Source organism: Modicisalibacter sp. (assembly GCF_055145905.1).
Genome location: NZ_JBSREH010000040.1, coordinates 17,853 through 35,762 on the forward strand (window position 1 = coordinate 17,853; position 17,910 = coordinate 35,762).

The following is a 17,910-nucleotide window of genomic DNA, read 5'->3' on the forward strand; positions in this document are numbered from 1 at the left end:
GCCAGGACACGCTGCTATGATGAAAGCGTCATTCACCGTCAAAGGAAGACACGACCATGGCCATGCATCCCACCGGGCACCATGATCACGAGGCCAGCACGGCCCAGCTGAAGGAAGACCTGCAGCACCTGTCCCGCACCGTCGAGGAACTCGTCGCCGCGACCGCCGAGGACTCGCGCAGCAACGTCAAGGAGCTACGTGACCGCGCCCAGCAGCGGCTGCATGACACGCGTGCCCGGCTCGAGGCCCGCGGCGAGAAGCTCTACCACGACACCCGGGACGGCATGCTCGATGGCGCCGACGCCTGTGATCGCTATGTCCGCGAGAACCCCTGGACCAGCATCGGCATCGGCGCGGCCGTGGGCGTGGTCGTCGGCCTGCTGCTCGGGCGGCGCTGATGTCGGAGAGCCAGGGACCGGCAGAACGCGTCATTGACGCCGCCCGACGCCTGATCGGCAACCTGGTCGCCACCGGCGAGACGCGTCTGCGTCTCGCGGTGCTCGAGCTCGAGCTCGAGCGCGACCGGCTGCTGACGATTCTGCTGCTGGTCGGCGCCAGCCTGATCCTCTTCCTGTTCGGCGTCGGCATGCTGTTGCTGCTGGTCGTCGTGCTGTACTGGGAGGACCATCGCCTGCTGGCGATCAGCCTCTGCGCGGCTGTCCTGCTGCTGCTGGCCGCCGGACTGGCGCTGCGGGCAAGGCGGTTGGCCAGGCAGCGCCGACTGATGGAATCCACCCTGCATCATCTCGCCCAGGATCGTCAGGCGCTGGAGCCCTCCCGTGAATCATCGTGAACGACTGGCCTATCGCGAGCAGCTCGACGCGCAGATTCTCCAGCAGCGTCTGGACATGGGCATGGCCTTGCGCGACTGGCGCGAGGCCACGGCGCCGATCGATCACGGCTGGCAGAAGCTGATGCGCTGGCGTGCGCCCACTCTCGCCGCCCTGGGGCTGGTATCGTGGCGCACCCTGCGCCGCCCGCGCTCGGCCGGGCGACTTACCCGTCGTCTCATGACCGGCCTGCTGCTGGCCAACCGCCTGCGCGCCGTCTATCGCTCGTTGCACCGCCACTGAGCGACACCGCGCGGCGCTCTCCTGCCTCGTTTCTGACCACCACCACACGCCACAGGATTGCCACGGCGCCGGCCAGGTCGGCGCCGCGGGCATCACGCCCGTTCAGCGGGCATAGAAGGCGCGCATCTCCTGCATTGCCTGACGTACGGCGGGCGAGATCGTTTCCTCCAGCGGATTCAGCTGACGATCCACCACGCGCCAGCCGCCGGTAGTATTGATCACGGTAATGCGATCGTCCTCGATCACGGCATTGTCCAGATAGCTGCTGGAGGTGACCCAGTCATGATCCAGCCCCGGCTTCAGCAGGTCCTGGCCCTGAGCATAATCGGAAACCGGGTTGCTGCACCCCAGTACGTGACGCATCAGCATCGGCACCACGTCCATGTGGCTGGTCGTGCCGCGATGCTCGCCCGGGGTCACGCCGGGGCCGTGAACGATCATCGGCACCTCGGTCTGGGGCGCGGCAAAGTGGCTGTTATGGCCCCAGTAATTGCGACCGAAGTCATTGAACGACTCGCCATGATCGCCGGTGACTATCACCAGGGTGTTCTGCCACTCGCCATGACGCTTCAGATCCTCGATCACGCGACCGATGCGCTGATCCACGTTGTAGACGGCGTTGCGATGCAGGTTGAAATAGGGTTCGGGATCGGTGTCCGGCCCCAGATCCAGATAGTTCATGCCCGAGGCCGAGGGCTGGAAGGGTGTTTCGCCCCCCTTCGGCACGCTGTAGCCATGCGGCGCATCATAGAAGACCATGCCGAACCAGGGACGTTTCGCATCGCCGTCGCGGCGTCGGGCCTGCCAGTCGAGCCAGGCCTGGGTGGTCAGCCGATCCCGTTCGGCGGGGGTGTCACCTCCGGGCGAGGAATGCAGACTGGGCACCGACGAAAAGATCGAACGGTCGAAGCCGACGCTGTCGAGACTCGCCGAGGCGAAAATCCCCAGCCGGTAATCGTTGGCCTGCAACTGCTCGAGCAACAGCGACGGTGTCTGGGAGTTCTGCAGCCGATGGTAGTAGTTGCCGGTCAGACTGTAGAACAGGCTCATGACCCCGGTGCGGGTGCTGTTGCCGCCACTGTAGTGGTTCATGAAACGCAGCGAATCGCCCTTCAGCTCGCTCACCATGACCGGCGTGTTGCGCGGCCCGTACTCATCGTGGCGCCAGGTGTCGACCAGCACCAGCAGCACGTTGGGCGGCGTGTCGCCCGGGCTGCACTGCAACGGCGCCTTAGGCCAGTCGATGTCGTCGGGTGCCTCGTGGGTGATGTCGGCCCGCGCCGCCCGCATGGCGCGCGGGTCGAGCCAGCCATGAGCCTCCATGAAGCTCTTGGCCGTGGCCGGGAACAGCAGCGGAAAGATGTTGACCTGCTGGGTCACGCTGCGCTGGTAGCGGGCATCCGCGACGATGTGAATGGCATGACTGGCCACCAGCGCCAGCAGCAGCACGCCGCTGCCTCGCCATAGTGGCAGCCGGCGCACTCGATCGCAGCCCAATAGCCGCCAGGCCAGCCAGGCCTCGGCCAGCCACACACCGAGCGACACCCCGGCGACGATCAACCAGGTCGAGGTCGTGAAGCTGAAGATCTCGCCGTTCTTGTCGTTGAGGAACAACGACACCATGAAGTGATTGATATGAAAGCGGTACTGGGCGAACACCACGGTGTCCACCAGCATCAGGCACAAGCCGGCCATGGCCAGCAGACTGGCCGGCAGCCACAGCACGCGCCGGGGAAGAACCAGCGCCAGCACGGCCAGAGGCAGCCACACCAGCAGGGTCAAAAAACCGAAGTGCCCGATCCAGGTCACGATCAGATAGGTGACCCCCAGCGGATCGTGCGGCACCTGCAGAAAAGGCGTGTAACGCAGCGCGATCAGCCAGACGGCTACCAGGTTGACCAGCGCGAAAGCCAGCGACCCCCGTAGCCGCTGCCGTAGGGGAGAAGAAGGTGTCGAGTTCATGGACCTGCAACAGCAATGACGTGAAGGAGCGCCAGTATGGCACGTTCAGCCACGCCTGCGCAGGTCTCCCCTGCCCGTGTCAGACGTCCCGCGCCAGGCGAAAGCCGGTAAAGGCCCAGCGTGCCGGCGGCGGGAAGAAATTGCGATAACTGGCCCGCACATGCGCCTGCGGCGTAACACAGGCACCGCCACGCAGCACCATCTGCCCCGACATGAACTTGCCGTTGTACTCGCCCAGGCTCCCGGGCGCGGTGCGAAAACCGGGATAGGGGCGATAGGCACTGCCGGTCCATTCCCAGACATCACCGAACAGCTGACCCGGCCCCTCTCCCGGCGCTGCCGCGGCCACCGGCTGCAGATGGTCGGATTCGGCCAGATTGCCCGCCGGCGCCGCGTCACGGGCGGCAACCTCCCATTCGGCTTCGTCGGGCAACCGCGCCCCGGCCCAGCGAGCATAGGCGTCTGCCTCGAAGAAGCTCACATGACAGACCGGCGCCTCGAGATCCACCGGCCTGAGCCCGCCGAGTGTAATGTGATGCCAGACCCCGCCCTCACGGAACCAGTAAAGCGGTGCCTGCCACCCGGCGTCGTTGACCTGCTGCCAGCCATCGGCGAGCCAGTGGTCGGGGCGGCGGTAGCCGCCATCCTCGATAAAGGCCAGGAACTCGCCATTGGTGACCGGCCTCGCGGCGAGCTCGAAGGCCTCGAGAAAGCGCCGGTGACGAGGGCGTTCGTTGTCGAACGAGAACCCGGTGTCCGTGTCCGCCACGCCGATCACCTGCACCCCGGCCGGGTAGGCATGCCAGGCGAGCGGCGCCGCCTCGACCGAGGGCGGCGGTGCCAGATCGCCACGGTAGGCCGGATTCAGCGGATTCTGGGCGAGAATGTGCTTGATATCCATGAGCAGCAGTTCCTGATGCTGCTGTTCATGGTGCAAGCCCAGTTCAATACGTTCGCGGATGGTGTCGACATGCTCGGCCGGCGGTGCCTGCAGCAGCCGCTCCATGGCCTGGTCCACATGAGCGCGATAACGGTATATTTCCGCCACGGTAGGGCGTGAAATCACCCCGCGCCGCGGGCGTGGGAACGGCTGGCCATGCGTCTCGTAGTAGGAATTGAACAGGCGGTCGTAGGCCAGGTCGAAGGGCCGGTAGCCGTTCAGGAACGGGATCAGCAGGAACGTCTCGAAAAACCAGCTGACATGCGCCAGATGCCACTTGGGCGGGCTGACGTCGGGCATGCTCTGGACGACGTAGTCTTCGGCATGCAACGGTGCACAGATCGTCTCGCTGGCCAGGCGCGTCTTTCGATAGCGCGGCCCCCACGCGCCGGCCAGGTCGCAGGGGGCGTCATCGACGTGCGACATGAAGGAAGAGGACATGCTGCGGCTCCTGAAAATTCCGGTGTCATCCTTGGCTGCTCGTCCTCAGCGTAGGCAGCCATGCCGGACCTTCAAGGCTCTCTTGTCATTTCACAGGGCTTTTACAACGCCAGGCCACAGGCGACGCCCGACGACCAGGCCCACTGGAAGTTGTGGCCGCCCAGCTCACCGGTCACATCCAGCACCTCCCCGATGAAGCGCAGCTGTGGAAGCCCGTCGACGGCAAAGGTCTTCGACGAGATCGCGCCGGTATCCACCCCGCCCAGCGTCACCTCAGCGGTGCGCCAGCCTTCAGTGCCGGCCGGCTTGATCGTCCAGTGGTTGAGACGCTCTCCCCAGCGCTGCAGGCGGGCATTGCTGCACTCGGCGAGCACGCCGTCATCCTCGTACCATTCCACCAGCGCCTGCGACAGGCGCCTGGGCAGCTGCTGGCCCAGCCAGGTCGACAGATGGCGGCGCGGGGTCGACTCGCGCGCCTCGCGCAATGCCGCCACGGCGTCCAGCCCGGGCAGCAGGTCGATCTCCAGGGCGTCCCCCGGCTGCCAGTAGCTGGAAATCTGCAGCATCGCCGGCCCCGACAGGCCGCGATGCGTGAACAGCAACGGCTCGCGGTAACGTCCGTCGCGACACCGCACCTCCACCTCGCAGGACACGCCGGACAGGGCGGCGGCCCGAGCCTTCCACTGCGAGGTCAGGGTGAAGGGCACCAGCGCGGCACGCAGATCGGTCACCGCCAGACCGAACTGACGCGCCACATCGTGCCCGAAGCCGCTGGCGCCCATCGTGGGAATCGACAGCCCGCCGGTGGCGATGACCACCGCGCCCGTGTCGATCGGGCCGTGGCTCGTGGTCAGGCGCATGCCCTCACCGTGGCGCTCGATACGCGCGATCGACGTCGCCAGCTGGAGCGTCACGCCGGCCCAGTCGCATTCGGTCAGCAGCATGTCGAGAATCGGCCGTGAGGAGTCGGCACAGAATAGTTGCCCGGGGGCCTTCTCGACCGGTTCGATACCATGACGCTCGACCAGCTCGAGGAAATGCTCGGGGCGATAGCGCTTGAGCGCCGAGATACAGAAGTGCGGGTTGGCGGAAAAGAAATGCTGTGGCCCGGTCGCCAGGTTGGTGAAGTTGCATCGGCCACCCCCCGACATCAGGATCTTCCGGCCGGGCTTGCCGGCATGATCGAGCACCAGCACGCGCCGGCCGGCGTAACCGGCGGTCAGCGCACACATCAGGCCGGCGGCGCCGGCGCCGATGACCACCACATCGGGATTGGACTTCATCCTCACGGGCTCCGGGACGACAATGGAGGCGGCATTCTACCAATCCCGCTCCCATGAGCCAGGCCGTCGCCCCGGATTCTCTGCTAGGCTCAGAATACGGCTCTCATGGAGCCTCTCTCATGCTCGAATGGATCGACGCCCCGGCACCCCACGTACTGGCCATGCGCCTCGGCGGCCGGCTCGATGCGGACGAACTGCAGACCATCATCGATGCCATCGAAGCCGCCAAGACCCATCACCCTAGAGTCAGTCTTTACCTGGATCTCGATGCGTTACGCAGCATGACCCCCACGGCCCTGCTGCGCGATATCGGTTACGGACTTACCCAGGTCGGCCAGCTGGACCATTTTCACCACGTGGCCATCGTCTCGGACCAGCACTGGCTGAGGCCGGTGGCGGCACTGGAAAGCCGCCTGTTCGCGCCGCTGACGGTACGGGTGTTTACCAACCACCAGCATCAAGCGGCCATGGACTGGGCCAGCGAATTGCCGAATCACCCGGCTCCGGCCGCCTCGGACCGACGAGCCGGGTGATTCGCGACACCACTCGGCTCAGGCGATGCAACGCTCCGCCAGCACTGGGGAAAGCGGCGAGTATTCACCGGGCACGCTCTCGGCGAGCAACCGGCATTCGGCACGCTTCTGGGCGACGATGTCCTTGAGCAGGGGCTGCCAGGCGGTCACCGCATTGAGGCCGAACCAGAAGCGGTAGCACGACAAGGACTGCTCGGCCCTCTGTAGCGCCTCCCGAATGAGCTGCGAGGCCATGCCTTCATCGGTAACGAAGAAGTGGCTGCAAGCGGGTGCCTCGGCCAGTACCCGGGAGTTGGCCTTCAGCGTCGCTCGCTCCACCAGCTGCATGCGCTCTGCCGTGCTTGCCAGCGCCTTGACGCGCTCGCGACACTCGCCGGCGAGAATATCGAAGAGTCGGCTCACGGCCGGCTGATAAGCCAGAAAGCGCAGCGACAACTGGTAATAGTGAGCGCCCTCTTCCGCCTCATGCGCAATGGCCCGGAGGCTCCCCTCCTCGGGCAGCAGCACAGTCTTCTTGGTGTCGAGTGCGACCAGCATGGCACTCCCCCCTGTAATAAAGTGGCGTGTGACACCGTGCGGCTTTGACCCGCCGACCGGCATTCTGATTGTTTTGTTGCGTCTTGCGGCGCACTGTAGTCAGCGAGGCTTCAATAAACTTTGATGGAGGTCATGCGTGTGCCGATAGCCTAAAAAAGACCAGCAAACTCACCTGATCTTGATGGCGAATACCAGCCTTTTTCCCCTCTGAACCCTCTTCCATACTCACAATGCATACCCGGTATCGGGAGGGGGAAATGACGACACACAGCCGCATCCCGCCAATGGCGCGCCAGGCCAATGCTCGTTGCCAGACATGCGGCCTCAGTTCACTCTGTACACCGTCGACACTGACGTTTCAGGAGATGGAACAGTTCGAGTCGCTGACCCGGCAATCCCCACCGCTGCACAAGCGTCAGGTACTGTTCCAGCAGGGCGCCACCTTCTCCAGCTTCTTCATTGTTCGTTCGGGCAGCCTCAAGCAGTCGTCGCGCTTGCCCTCGGGCGAGGATCAGGTCACCCAGTTCTTCCTGCCCGGCGAGTGGGTCGGCCTCGACGGGGTCGGCGACCAGCGCTATCCGGGCAGTGTGGTCGCGTTGGAAACCACCACGGTCTGCGAGGTGCCCTTCAAGCGTCTGGAAGGCCAACACCCGTTGGTCATCGAGATGCGCAATCACCTCTTTCACGCCATGAGCCGGGAGATGCACCACGAGCGCATGCTGGTACGCCTGTTGCTGCGCCGTACCTCCGATGTGCGACTGGCCAGCTTCTTCTTGGCCATGTCCGCACGCTTCCGGCGACGCGGTTACTCTCCCTACTGCTTCCGGCTGGCCATGTCCCGGGGCGATATCGGTAATTATCTGGGTCTGGCGGTGGAAACGGTGAGCCGGCTTCTGAGCCGCTTCCAGCAGCAGCAGCTGATGGATACCCGCGGCCGTGAGTTCCAGATTCTCGATCTCGAGGGACTGCGGCGACTTGCCGAAGGCGAGGGTCGACAGGCCTCGCTCGGCTGAGTCGGGCGGCGACCGACTTGCTCCAACGATGCGTACCGCGAGTATGGCGTATCAGGACTCGCGCCCTGACCTACCGGAGACCGGCATGACGCTCAGCCCCCCGCTTGTCTTCAGCCTGACGGCCGACAGCGACTTTGCCGGCCACGTTGCCGGGCACGCGGGCGCCGAGCACGGTAGTCACGAGGAGCGTGCTTTCGAGGATGGTGAGCACAAGATACGGCCGACCATGAGCGTGCGCGAGCGTGACGTCTACCTCGTGCAGTCACTCTACGGCAGCCCGGAGCAGGCCGTCAGCGACAAGCTGATACGGGTGTTGTTCCTGCTCGGGGCGCTCAGGGACGCCGGCGCAGCGCGCCTCACCATGGTCGCCCCCTACCTGGGCTATTCGCGCAAGGACCGCCGCACCAAGCCGCGCGATCCGGTCACCACTCGCTATATCGCTCAGCTGTTCGAGGCCATGACCATAGACCGCTTCGTCACGCTCGACGTGCATAACGTGGCCGCCTTCCAGAACGCCTTCCGCTGCCCGAATGACATGCTCGAGACCCGACACGCCCTCATCGACGCCTGGCTCGGCCACAATCCTTCTCCCGAGCGGCTATGCGTGGCTTCCCCGGACGTCGGCGGCGTCAAGCGCGCCGATGCCTTCCGGGAGTCGCTCGAGCGACGGCTCGACCAAGAGATTCCGCTGGCCTTCATGGAGAAGAAGCGCAGCGAGGGACGGGTGACCGGCAAGCTCGTCGCCGGCGATGTCGAGGGGCGCACCGTGCTGGTCGTCGATGACCTGATCGCCAGCGGCACCACCATGACCCGTGCAGCCAGAGCCTTTCTCGAGCACGGGGCGGCGCAGGTTCACGCCCTGGCCACCCACGGGCTCTTTTCGGAACACTCCGACACGATCCTCGCGACCGACGACCTGAGCCGTCTCATGGTCAGCAACACCGTGCCGCCGTTTCGCCTCCGGGACTCGGCGGTGAGAGACAAGCTCGACGTGATCGATGTCACACCGCTACTCGGCGAGGCGATCCGTCGCCTGCACACGGGCGGGTCGCTGATCGAGCTCGCCGAAGGCGGCATGGCCTGACGTTTCGGCACCCTCCGACTCAAGGTAAGGCAATTCCCCGGTCGAGTCCGGTTTCGGCCAGATACTCCTCGGCCAAGACGAGATAGCCGTCAGCCTTGCATCGCCAATGCTGCGGATCACGACAATCCTCGTCGAGCAGATGCCAGGCGGCCAGCAGGGCACGCAGGAATGCACGGTAGGCTTGATAGAAGGCCACCAGCCTTGGCGGACAGCCATCACCGCTGAGCGATGCGTAACAGTCGAGAATCACGTCCCCCACCCAGGCGGCTCCTTTACGCCGGCACTCCATGGCCAGAAAGCCGAGTTCATCGAGCGGGTCGAGGCGACGCAGGTCACGATCGAATTCCAGGCAGTCGATGATCTGGGGCGGGTCGATCAGACAGATGTGCTGCGGGCGCAGGTCGCCATGCGCCTCGACGATTCGACCGGCAACCACGCGCGCCTCGAAGAGGTCGGGATGGCGGCTCAGAAACGCCTGAAGCCCGGCTTCAAGGCAACGCACGCGGTGGTGATCCATTCCCAAGCGGGCGTCACACAGCGAGTCGGCATGCTCGCCAAGGGTACGCCGAAAATACCCCCGATACTCGGCACCGGTCAGCGGCTCGGGCTCGGCATGCCGATACAGCGCGACCAGCCGCTCGACCACCGGCTCCAGGTCGGCACATGAGATACGTCCGGTGGCAATGCGACGGTCCAGCATCTCCTCGCGGGGAAGGCGTCGCATCTCGACCAGCCAGTCCTGTACCGCATCCCCGGGAGCCGGTTCCCGACACAACCGCACGTCGCCGGTGCCATTGCGTACCAGTGCCACCACTCCCAGATAGGTCGGCGCGGCCAGACGGCGATTGAGCGTGACTTCGGCCAGGCAATTGGCGCGCCGAGCCGCGAGGGTGGTGAAGTCGACATGATCCCAGACGACCGGTTTCTTCAGCTTGTAGACACGTTGTGGGGTGAGAAACACCCAGGACACATGGGTTTCCACCACCTCGACGGGCGAAGCGATACCGTAACTGGCCGGGTTGGAAAGAAATGCACGCTTGGCATCCAGCGTCAGTGGCGCCGGCTGTACGAGCCGTGGCATCGGCGATGGCCCCCTGCGGCGCCGGAACGGCGGAACCGACAATCGGTTCCTTCACCATAGCAGACCGGCCATGCCCGCTTGCAAAGCGCAGCGGCCTGCTTTTGACTGTCCCGCATTGCCGACAGGAGCCCACCGATGCACGACCCGTCACTGCTGAGTCGCCTTCCCTTCCGCTATGCCCCCTACACCTTCAGCCTGATCGGCCTGGTCGTCTCGCTGGCACTCTGGCCTGCCGCACCGGGATGGGGCTGGGCGGCCCTGTTCCTTGGGGCTCTGGCCGCGCTGGGTACCTACGACCTGTGCCAGAAGCGCCACACCGTGAGCCGCAACTACCCGATCCTCGCCCACTTTCGCTATTGGCTGGAGTCGATCGGCCCTGAAATCCGCCAGTACTTCATCGAGTCGGATACCGACGCCCGGCCATTCTCCCGCGAGCAACGCTCCCTGGTCTATCGGCGCGCCAAGAACGTCTCGGACAAGAAGGCCTTCGGTTCGATACAGAATCTCTACGCCGAGGGCTACGAGTGGATGAGCCCCTCGTTACGACCGGCGACGATCGACGATCATGACTTCCGCCTGGTGATCGGCGCCGACTGCGCCCAGCCCTATTCGGCCAGCGTGTTCAACATTTCGGCGATGAGTTTCGGGGCGCTTTCGGCCAATGCCATCGGCGCCCTGAACAAGGGCGCGAAGCAGGGCGGCTTCTATCACGACACCGGCGAGGGCGCGATCTCGCCCTACCACCGCTACGGTGGCGATCTCGTCTGGGAAATCGGCTCGGGCTACTTCGGCTGTCGCAACGAGGATGGCAGCTTCAGCGAATCACGCTTCGTCGAGAACGCCACCCTCGAGTCGGTCAAGATGATCGAGATCAAGCTCTCGCAGGGCGCCAAGCCGGGCCACGGCGGGATTCTCCCGGCCGCCAAGGTGACGCCGGAAATCGCCGCCACCCGCGGGGTTCCACAGGGCAGGGATGTGGTCTCGCCGGCCGGCCACAGCGCCTTCACCACACCGCTGGAAATGATGGCCTTCATCGAACGCCTGCGACACCTGTCCGGCGGCAAGCCGGTGGGCATCAAGCTGGCCATCGGCCACCCCTGGGAGTGGTTCGGGCTGGTCAAGGCGATGCTGGAAAGCGATACCCGCCCGGACTTCATCGTCGTCGACGGGGGTGAAGGCGGCACCGGCGCCGCCCCGCTGGAGTTCATCAACCGGCTGGGCATGCCACTGACCGAAGCGCTGCTGCTGGTCCACAACACCCTGGTCGGCGCCGGGCTCCGCGAGCGTATCCGTGTCGGCGCCTCGGGCAAGATCATTTCGGCCTTCGACGTGGCCCGCACGATCGCCCTGGGGGCCGACTGGTGCAATGCCGCGCGCGGCTTCATGTTCGCGCTGGGCTGCATTCAGTCAATGTCCTGCCATACCGACCGCTGCCCCAGTGGCGTGGCGACCCAGAACCCGCGCCGCGGCCGCAAGCTGGATGTCGCCGACAAGTCGCAACGCGTCGCCCGGTTCCACGAGAACACCCTGAAGGCGCTGGCCGAGATGCTGGCCGCCGCGGGCCTGACGCATCCCGAACAACTCGGCCCCGAACACGTCCTGCGCCGGGCCTCGCGCACCGAGGTTCAGACACTGGATACCCTCTACGCCTACCTCGAGCCGGGCGAACTGCTGAGTGGAACGCCGGACCATCATGTCTTCCGCCACTTCTGGGAAAGCGCCCGCGCCGATGCCTTTCATCCGCCGCAGGAGCTGCTCGAGCGGCGCCAGACCAAGCTGCGCTGAGTGCGCCCTCTAGGCAAGGGCGCGCTGTACCAGCGCCTGCGCCTCCTCAGGCAGCTCGATCATCATCGCCAGTTCACGGCCGCGCGGCGACATCTTGGCCCAGGTCTTGCGCAGAATGCGCAGGATCTTGTCCTCGTCGTGACGCGTCGCGAACTCGGCGAGCTCGTTGTCGAGAAAGACCAGGCAGGCGGTGTCCTCCAGCGCCTGGGTTTCGGGATCGCGCCGCAGCCCTTCCTTGCGGATCAGGCGCGCCACCCGCTCGCCGGTCGCCTCGTCATAGCCGACATCGCGCAGGACCTCGGCCGCCATGTCTGCCTGTCGGCGCCCCAGGTCGCGGCGCCAGGCCAGGTACCCGGGACGATCACGCGGATAGTCGTCCCGGGGGATCTGCCAACGCTGAAGATGCTGGGCACGCACCGCCAGGCGCAGCGCCTCGGATGCCTCGGGTGCCACCCGCTCCAGCCAGGCGCTCATGCAGTGGGCGTAATGCAGTTCGTGGGGCAGGGTTTCGCCGCCAACCTGCACGCTGCGGGGGTCCTCGGCGTGCAGGGCATCGAGGCACTCGATGGCGCGAGCAAGGCGCGTGTCGGTCGGGGTCATGGCGGTTTCCTCTGCAGCGTTGCGTAGCCCCTCACCTTACGGCAAGCGCCGTGGGTAGTACCATGATGCCTTGCCATGCCAGGCATGGTGGCCAGGACGGCCACCCGACACACGGAAAGGAGATTCCATGTCGCAAAGTCTGTTGTTCATCGTGGCCGGCAGCGCCCTGGTGCTGCTGGCAATCTACGATGCCGCCCGCACCACCCTCTCGGCTTCGAGTTCCGGTCCCGTCACCAATCGCCTGATCAGTCTCATCTGGCGATGGCTGCTCTGGCAGCATCGGCGCCGACGCAACCATGCCCTGCTTGCGGCCGCCGGCCCCTGCATTGCCGGCGCCCTGATGCTGAGCTGGATCGTCATTGCCTGGACGGGCTGGTGGTTGCTATTCAGCAGCGAACCGCTCGCGGTGGTCAATGCCACTTCACGGGTCGCCGCCTCGCTGGGCGAGCGCGCCTACTTCACCGGCTACACGCTCACCACCCTGGGCTACGGCGACTTCGTGCCCGCCAACGCCTTGTGGCGCTTCTTGAGCGTGGTCGCCGCCAGCAACGGCCTGATCCTCTTCACCCTGGCCGTGACCTACATCGTGCCGGTGGTGTCGGCGGTCACCCACAAGCGCCAGTTGGCCCTGACGATCAGCGCGATCGGCCGCACGCCCTGCCGGATCGCCGCCGCTACCGCCGGTGACGGCGATTACCGGAGTCTGGCCAACCAGCTGCAGCAGGTGCAGGGCGACATCGCCAGCCTGGGCCAGCAGCATCTGGCCTACCCGGTCCTGCACTATTTCCACAGCCGGCACGCGGATCATGCCCTGCCGGTCGCTCTGGCCCGGCTTTATCAGGCTCTGGTGGTTCTGCAGCACGCCTGCCCCGCCCTGCCCGCGACGGTGCGCTTTCAGTTGGCGACCACACAGGCCCTGATCGATGGTTTCCTCGCCACGCTGGACAGCGCCTTCATCCATCCGGCCTCGCGTTCCCCGCGGCTTCCGTCGCTCGATGACTTCGCGACTCTGCCGGGTATCACGCACGACGATGAAGCCTGGCGGCGGATGCACGCGACGCTGGGCAACCAGCGTCTGCTGCTCGCCTATATCGAAAAGGATGGCTGGGCCTGGCACGACGTGTGGGGAGACGGGCTTGCCCGTGAGTAAGCGCGCCCGCGATTCAGGGTACTCAACGACAACAGGCACCCCGCGGGGTGCCTGTTGCGTCTCGTCGGGCAACGGCCCGAACGGTCGTGCCATCCGGCATCATTCCACCGGGGTCAAGGCACGCCAGTCCTTGCGATTGGCGAGGAACTCCGGCCGCGGCCGGTTGCCGCAGTACGGGTCGTGCAGCGTATTCTCGACGCTGTTGTAGACGAAGAACAGGTTGCTGCGCGGCCAGCAGGACATGTTGATGTTGGAGCCGTGCATGGTGTTGCACTCGAACATCACCAGCGAGCCGGCCGGTCCCTTGGGCGCCTCGATGTCGCCCTCGATCATCAGATCACGCAGGCTGGCCTCGTCCGGAACACCGATCTCCTGGCTTTTCAGCGATTCCTTGTAGTTGTCCTCCGGCGTGCGACCCACACAGGGCACGAACTGCCGGTGGGAACCGGGGATCAGCATCAGCGGGCCATTGAACTCGCCATTGTCGGTCAGGATGATCGAGCAGCTCAGCGAGCGCATGCGCGGCATGCCATCCTCACTGTGCCAGGTCTCGAAGTCCGAGTGCCAGTCGAAGCCCTTGCCCTTGAAGCCGGGCTTGTAGTTGATGCGTGACTGGTGGATATAAACCTCGCTGCCGAGAATCTGCTGCACCATTGCCAGCAGGCGCGGATCCCGGGTCAGCCGGCTGAAGTGCTCGGAGACCTCGTGAATGCCGAAGACCGAGCGGATTTCCTGCTTGCCCGGCTCAAGGATAGTGCCCTCGGAAAGCTTGAGGTCCTCGTCATCCTCGTAATCGCGCAGTTCCTGCAGGAAGGCGTCCATTTCCTCCTGACCGAAGAACCCCTCGAAGGACAGAAATCCTTTTCTGTCGAACTCATCGAGTTGTGCTTCGCTGAGGGGACCATTGGCACGCTGCTCGTCGGCGCTGTGTACCACGGGATCGATACGCTCGAACATGCCCAGCTTTCGTTCGAGACGGGTCGGGAAAAGATCCTGGGTCTCTTTCATCGCAAACTCCTCCTTTAGTCTGCCATCGAAGGGTCAAGATTGACCGATTCCGCCTCAACGTAGTCGCCAAGGCGTGCCTTCACAAACCCATGATGTGATGTTTCGTTACGGCTTCGAGAACGTGACGATCAAGCGGCACCAAAGCCAGCGCGAGCGGCTTCGCGGGGATTGCGGGGATAGAAGCGTGCCGGCAGACGCTCGATATGCGAGAAGCTCCGAGTGTCCTTGTAGGGCATCTTCATGTAGCCGGACACGCCCAGCCCGCGGATCAGCGGCACGGCACTCACCTCGTAGGGCAGCGTCATGCCCGCCGGGGGCCGAAACGGTGCCTCGGGGTCGGTGCGGTCGATGTGTCGCGTGTCGCGGGCATTGAACAGGCAGCTCTTGAAGATGCCGCGGCGGTAGATCGCCCGCGCCAGCGTGACCATGTTGTTGACCGCGGCAACGAAGGCACGCTTGAGCGACGGGTCGTGCAGGTCGAGGACGCTGTCGATGTACACGCCGTCGCTCGCCCAGCGCACCGCCAGCCCACCCACCACAGGATACTTGCCGAGCCGGCTGACTGCGGCGAGAAAGGCCTTTTCGGTCTCGCCCATGCCTTGCATGAAGGTCCGGTAATAGCGATCGAGCTGGACGTCGTTGACCGCCCGCAAGGTGTCGGTGGCGACCGCCTCGCGCAGGAACGCCTTGCGCGAGCTGTAGACCACGGTATCGATCTCGCCGCGCCCGGACCGGGTCCAGACCGGGATCTGCGCCGACTCGGCCGGCTCGGGCAGGTCGACCATGACCAGTCGCGCCAGGCGCGGCATCGCAGCGAGGAAGTAGTCGCCGGCACGGCGGCGATGTTGCGGGTCGGCGTCGAGCATGCCGTCCAGCACCCGGGCGAACTCGACGGGCAGGCCGAGCGACGTTGCCGGGATCGCGCGCCGGCCGAAGCGACACGACTGCGCCGAGGCCAGTGCATAGAGGGTGGCGGCCACACCCTGCTCATCGAAGCGCGGCGACGACAGGCCGCCGTTCAACTGCTCGTCGCCGATGAAATAGACATCGCCCAGCCGGGCATTGGTGTGCTGCAGGTCGCCGGACATCAGCTCCATGACACTATTGGAGACGAACTGGCCCCTGGCATCGAGCTGGGCGAACACCGAGGAGCCCCAGTCGATCAGCGCCACGCGCTCGGTGCGCGGGTCGAAGACCAGGTTGGAGGGCTTGATGTCGCCGTGAACCACCGGCTTGCCGTGCGGCCCGGCTTCGCGTCGCAGGCTACGCAGGATGTCGGCGAGCTGGGCGGCGATATGCACCACCAGGCGCGGCGGCAGGCGGCCGTGACGCAGCGAATACTCCTCGAGATTGTTCCCCGGCGCGCGCTCCATGACCAGGATCGACTGGCGGCGAATGCGCTGGAAGGCGACCAGCCTGGGCACTCGCGGATGATCGACCTGCTCGAGCATGAACGCCTCTTCCTCCAGGCGGTCCTGAAGGTGCTGCGGCAGGGTGATCCGCGAGAACTTGAAGACATGGCGCTCGCCGTGCGCCGAGACACCGGCGAAGACGAAACCGTAGGCGCCCTTGCCGACCAGCTCGATGTCGCGATAGCCGAGCTGCTCGAGCTGGGTGCGGCACAGCGCGACCCAGTCCTTGAGCTTGCGGGCATCGTCGTGACTGAGCAGATAGATCGACTGCTCTTCGGGGATGTAGAACTGTTCGAGCGTATCCCGGGCCATGCCGCCCTCTTCGCCATGTTCACGTCATGTCGAGCAACATCGTCTGCGGCGCCTCGAGGTAGTCCTTCCAGCGATTGCAGAAGCGCGAGATGGTGCCACCGTCGATGATCCGGTGGTCGCCCGACCAGGTGATGGTCATGATCGCGCGCGACACCACCTTGCCGTCGGCATCGAAGCGCGGCAGGGTCTGGACCCGCCCCAGGGCGACGATCGCCACCTCCGGCGGGTTGATGATCGGCGCCGCATAGGTGCCGCCCAGCGCCCCGATGTTGGAGATGCTGATGGTGCCGCCCTGCAGGTCGGCCTGACTCACCCGGCCCTCGCGGGCGGCCTCGGTCAGCCGCGCCACCTCGTCGGCAATCTCGCGCACGCTGAGCCGCTCGACGCGCTTGACGTTGGGCACCAGCAGCCCCGCCCGGCTGTCCACCGCCATGCCCACATTGCAGTGCGGCTGATAGTGGATCTCGCTGCCGTCGTCGCTGAGCCGACTGTTGAGGATCGGATAGGCCGTCACCGCCAGGCCCAGCGCTTTCATGATCAACGGCATCAGCGTCAGCCGGGTGCCGTCGCGCTCGGCCATCGGCTTGAGCCGTTCGCGCAGCGCCAGCAGCTCGGTGACGTCGATCTCGTCACCGTAACTGAAGTGGGGAATGGTCGCCGATGCCTCGCTCATGCGCCGGGCCATCGCCGCACGCACTCCGCGCAGCGGCTCGACACGTACCTCGCCATCCGCCGCCTGCCCGGCCGTGGCGCGTTCGGGCGTGCTCGACGCCGCCGGCGTCGAGGCCGCCGTCTTGTCATCACGCGCTTTCTCGAAGGCGAGAATATCTTCCTTGAGCACCCGGCCGTGCTTGCCGGAGCCCGGCACGTCCACGAGGCTCACGCCCAGCTCGCGTACCAGGCGCCGCACCGCCGGGCTGGCGGGGATCCGCCCGTAGGGCCCCTGGCCCGTGCCGGCGGTGCGGCATCCCCGGAGGCTTTCGGCAGACGCCGTGTCGGTCGGGCCGCGCTCGGTCGGGCCGCGGTGAGACGACTTGTGACGGGGTGATGGAGCCGCCGCGTCGGCCTGCCGGTCACGGGGCACATAGGCAAACAGCGGCGCATGAACGCGGGCACTTTCCCGGGGCTGGTAGTAGAGCCGTGTGACGCGCCCGGCCCTGGGCGCGGTAATCTCGACCAGCGCCTTGTCGGTCATCACGTCGACCACCGGCTGGTCCTCCTCGATCTCGTCGCCCTCGCGGATGCGCCATTCGACCACCTCGCACTCGACGATGCCCTCGCCGATATCCGGCAGGATGAAGTCCTCGCTCGTCGCGTCTTCACCCTCGGGGCTGCCCGTGTCACTCGCGGCCGCAGACGACTCGGCCGCTGCAACAGCCGCGCCCGATTCGTCCGTGGTTTGATCCGCCGGCTCGTCACGGTCGACAGCTCCCTGACTGGCACCCTCCTCCAGTGGCTCGACGGCGAACAGTGGCGAGTGCACCCGGGCTGTCTCGCCCTCGCGGTGATAGAGCCGGGTCACGCGCCCCGCATGAGGGGCGGGAATCTCGACCAGCGCCTTGTCGGTCATCACCTCGGCGACCGGCTGATCCTCCTCGATGACGTCACCTTCCTGAATCAGCCACTTGACCAGCTCGCACTCGACGATGCCTTCGCCGATGTCCGGCAGAATGAAATCGCTCATGTCTTCTCTCCC

General features: G+C 65.7%; 17 protein-coding genes. 8 read left to right on the plus strand and 9 right to left on the minus strand.

The window, feature by feature from the left end; genetic code table 11:
• The first annotated feature begins 56 nt into the window (after nt 1–56).
• Genes ACTCB7_RS11965 through ACTCB7_RS11975 form a run of 3 tightly spaced genes read left to right on the plus strand, consistent with a single transcriptional unit; the run spans nt 57 to nt 1,073 of the window.
• Nucleotides 57–398, plus strand: coding sequence for an ElaB/YgaM/YqjD family protein (locus ACTCB7_RS11965; RefSeq protein WP_463006845.1), 342 nt, complete (start codon nt 57–59; stop codon nt 396–398).
• Nucleotides 398–793 carry a phage holin family protein gene (locus tag ACTCB7_RS11970; protein WP_463006846.1) on the plus strand — a complete coding sequence of 132 codons (396 nt, stop codon included), beginning with the start codon at nt 398–400 and terminating at the stop codon, nt 791–793. The genes ACTCB7_RS11965 and ACTCB7_RS11970 overlap by 1 nt, the downstream gene beginning before the upstream one ends.
• Nucleotides 780–1,073 carry a YqjK-like family protein gene (locus ACTCB7_RS11975; RefSeq protein WP_463006847.1) on the plus strand — a complete coding sequence of 98 codons (294 nt, stop codon included), beginning with the start codon at nt 780–782 and terminating at the stop codon, nt 1,071–1,073. The genes ACTCB7_RS11970 and ACTCB7_RS11975 overlap by 14 nt, the downstream gene beginning before the upstream one ends.
• A 102-nt stretch (nt 1,074–1,175) precedes the next feature.
• On the opposite strand, the gene ACTCB7_RS11980 is transcribed toward ACTCB7_RS11975, so the two are convergent.
• The 3 genes from ACTCB7_RS11980 to ACTCB7_RS11990 form a co-directional block, all read right to left on the minus strand.
• A complete protein-coding gene (locus tag ACTCB7_RS11980; protein WP_463006848.1) occupies nt 1,176–3,035 on the minus strand; it encodes a DUF3413 domain-containing protein in 1,860 nt (619 codons plus the stop codon).
• 79 nt (nt 3,036–3,114) lie between these two features.
• Nucleotides 3,115–4,416, minus strand: coding sequence for an ergothioneine biosynthesis protein EgtB (egtB, locus tag ACTCB7_RS11985; RefSeq protein ID WP_240464699.1), 1,302 nt, complete (start codon nt 4,414–4,416; stop codon nt 3,115–3,117).
• A gap of 101 nt (nt 4,417–4,517) precedes the next feature.
• Complete coding sequence (locus ACTCB7_RS11990) at nt 4,518–5,699, minus strand: BaiN/RdsA family NAD(P)/FAD-dependent oxidoreductase (RefSeq protein ID WP_463006849.1); 1,182 nt, start codon at nt 5,697–5,699, stop codon at nt 4,518–4,520.
• 119 nt (nt 5,700–5,818) lie between these two features.
• On the opposite strand from ACTCB7_RS11990, the gene ACTCB7_RS11995 reads away from it, so the two are divergent.
• Nucleotides 5,819–6,232, plus strand: coding sequence for a SpoIIAA family protein (locus ACTCB7_RS11995; RefSeq protein WP_463006850.1), 414 nt, complete (start codon nt 5,819–5,821; stop codon nt 6,230–6,232).
• An 18-nt stretch (nt 6,233–6,250) separates the two neighbouring features.
• Here ACTCB7_RS11995 and ACTCB7_RS12000 read toward each other — a convergent pair whose 3' ends face one another.
• On the minus strand, nt 6,251–6,769 hold the full coding sequence (locus tag ACTCB7_RS12000) for a hypothetical protein (RefSeq protein ID WP_463006851.1): 519 nt from the start codon (nt 6,767–6,769) through the stop codon (nt 6,251–6,253).
• 257 nt (nt 6,770–7,026) lie between these two features.
• Between ACTCB7_RS12000 and ACTCB7_RS12005 the strand changes: the two genes are divergently transcribed.
• Together ACTCB7_RS12005 and ACTCB7_RS12010 are read left to right on the plus strand one after the other, a co-directional pair.
• Complete coding sequence (locus ACTCB7_RS12005) at nt 7,027–7,782, plus strand: helix-turn-helix domain-containing protein (protein WP_163649035.1); 756 nt, start codon at nt 7,027–7,029, stop codon at nt 7,780–7,782.
• 85 nt (nt 7,783–7,867) lie between these two features.
• Nucleotides 7,868–8,866, plus strand: coding sequence for a ribose-phosphate diphosphokinase (locus ACTCB7_RS12010; RefSeq protein WP_463006852.1), 999 nt, complete (start codon nt 7,868–7,870; stop codon nt 8,864–8,866).
• Nucleotides 8,867–8,885: 19 nt separating this feature from the next.
• Here the strand turns inward: ACTCB7_RS12010 and ACTCB7_RS12015 are convergent, their stop codons facing one another.
• Nucleotides 8,886–9,947 (minus strand): hypothetical protein, encoded by a 1,062-nt coding sequence (locus tag ACTCB7_RS12015; protein WP_463006853.1) that lies wholly within the window; start codon nt 9,945–9,947, stop codon nt 8,886–8,888.
• Between the two features lie 135 nt (nt 9,948–10,082).
• Here ACTCB7_RS12015 and ACTCB7_RS12020 point away from each other — a divergent pair, with 135 nt between their 5' ends.
• Nucleotides 10,083–11,732, plus strand: a complete 1,650-nt coding sequence (locus ACTCB7_RS12020) for an FMN-binding glutamate synthase family protein (protein ID WP_163649040.1) — start codon at nt 10,083–10,085, stop codon at nt 11,730–11,732.
• A gap of 9 nt (nt 11,733–11,741) precedes the next feature.
• On the opposite strand, the gene ACTCB7_RS12025 is transcribed toward ACTCB7_RS12020, so the two are convergent.
• Nucleotides 11,742–12,332 (minus strand): DUF4202 domain-containing protein, encoded by a 591-nt coding sequence (locus ACTCB7_RS12025; protein WP_163649041.1) that lies wholly within the window; start codon nt 12,330–12,332, stop codon nt 11,742–11,744.
• A gap of 127 nt (nt 12,333–12,459) precedes the next feature.
• Here ACTCB7_RS12025 and ACTCB7_RS12030 point away from each other — a divergent pair, with 127 nt between their 5' ends.
• Nucleotides 12,460–13,482: a potassium channel family protein gene (locus tag ACTCB7_RS12030; RefSeq protein WP_163649042.1), complete on the plus strand. Its 1,023-nt coding sequence runs from the start codon at nt 12,460–12,462 to the stop codon at nt 13,480–13,482.
• Between the two features lie 99 nt (nt 13,483–13,581).
• Here the strand turns inward: ACTCB7_RS12030 and thpD are convergent, their stop codons facing one another.
• The 3 genes from thpD to ACTCB7_RS12045 all read right to left on the minus strand — a co-directional run bounded on the left by thpD (nt 13,582) and on the right by ACTCB7_RS12045 (nt 17,898).
• Nucleotides 13,582–14,490, minus strand: coding sequence for an ectoine hydroxylase (gene thpD, locus ACTCB7_RS12035; protein WP_163649043.1), 909 nt, complete (start codon nt 14,488–14,490; stop codon nt 13,582–13,584).
• A gap of 128 nt (nt 14,491–14,618) precedes the next feature.
• A complete protein-coding gene (locus ACTCB7_RS12040) occupies nt 14,619–16,214 on the minus strand; it encodes a protein kinase domain-containing protein (protein ID WP_463006854.1) in 1,596 nt (531 codons plus the stop codon).
• Between the two features lie 19 nt (nt 16,215–16,233).
• Nucleotides 16,234–17,898, minus strand: a complete 1,665-nt coding sequence (locus ACTCB7_RS12045) for a dihydrolipoyllysine-residue acetyltransferase (protein WP_463006855.1) — start codon at nt 17,896–17,898, stop codon at nt 16,234–16,236.
• Nucleotides 17,899–17,910: the final 12 nt, after the last annotated feature.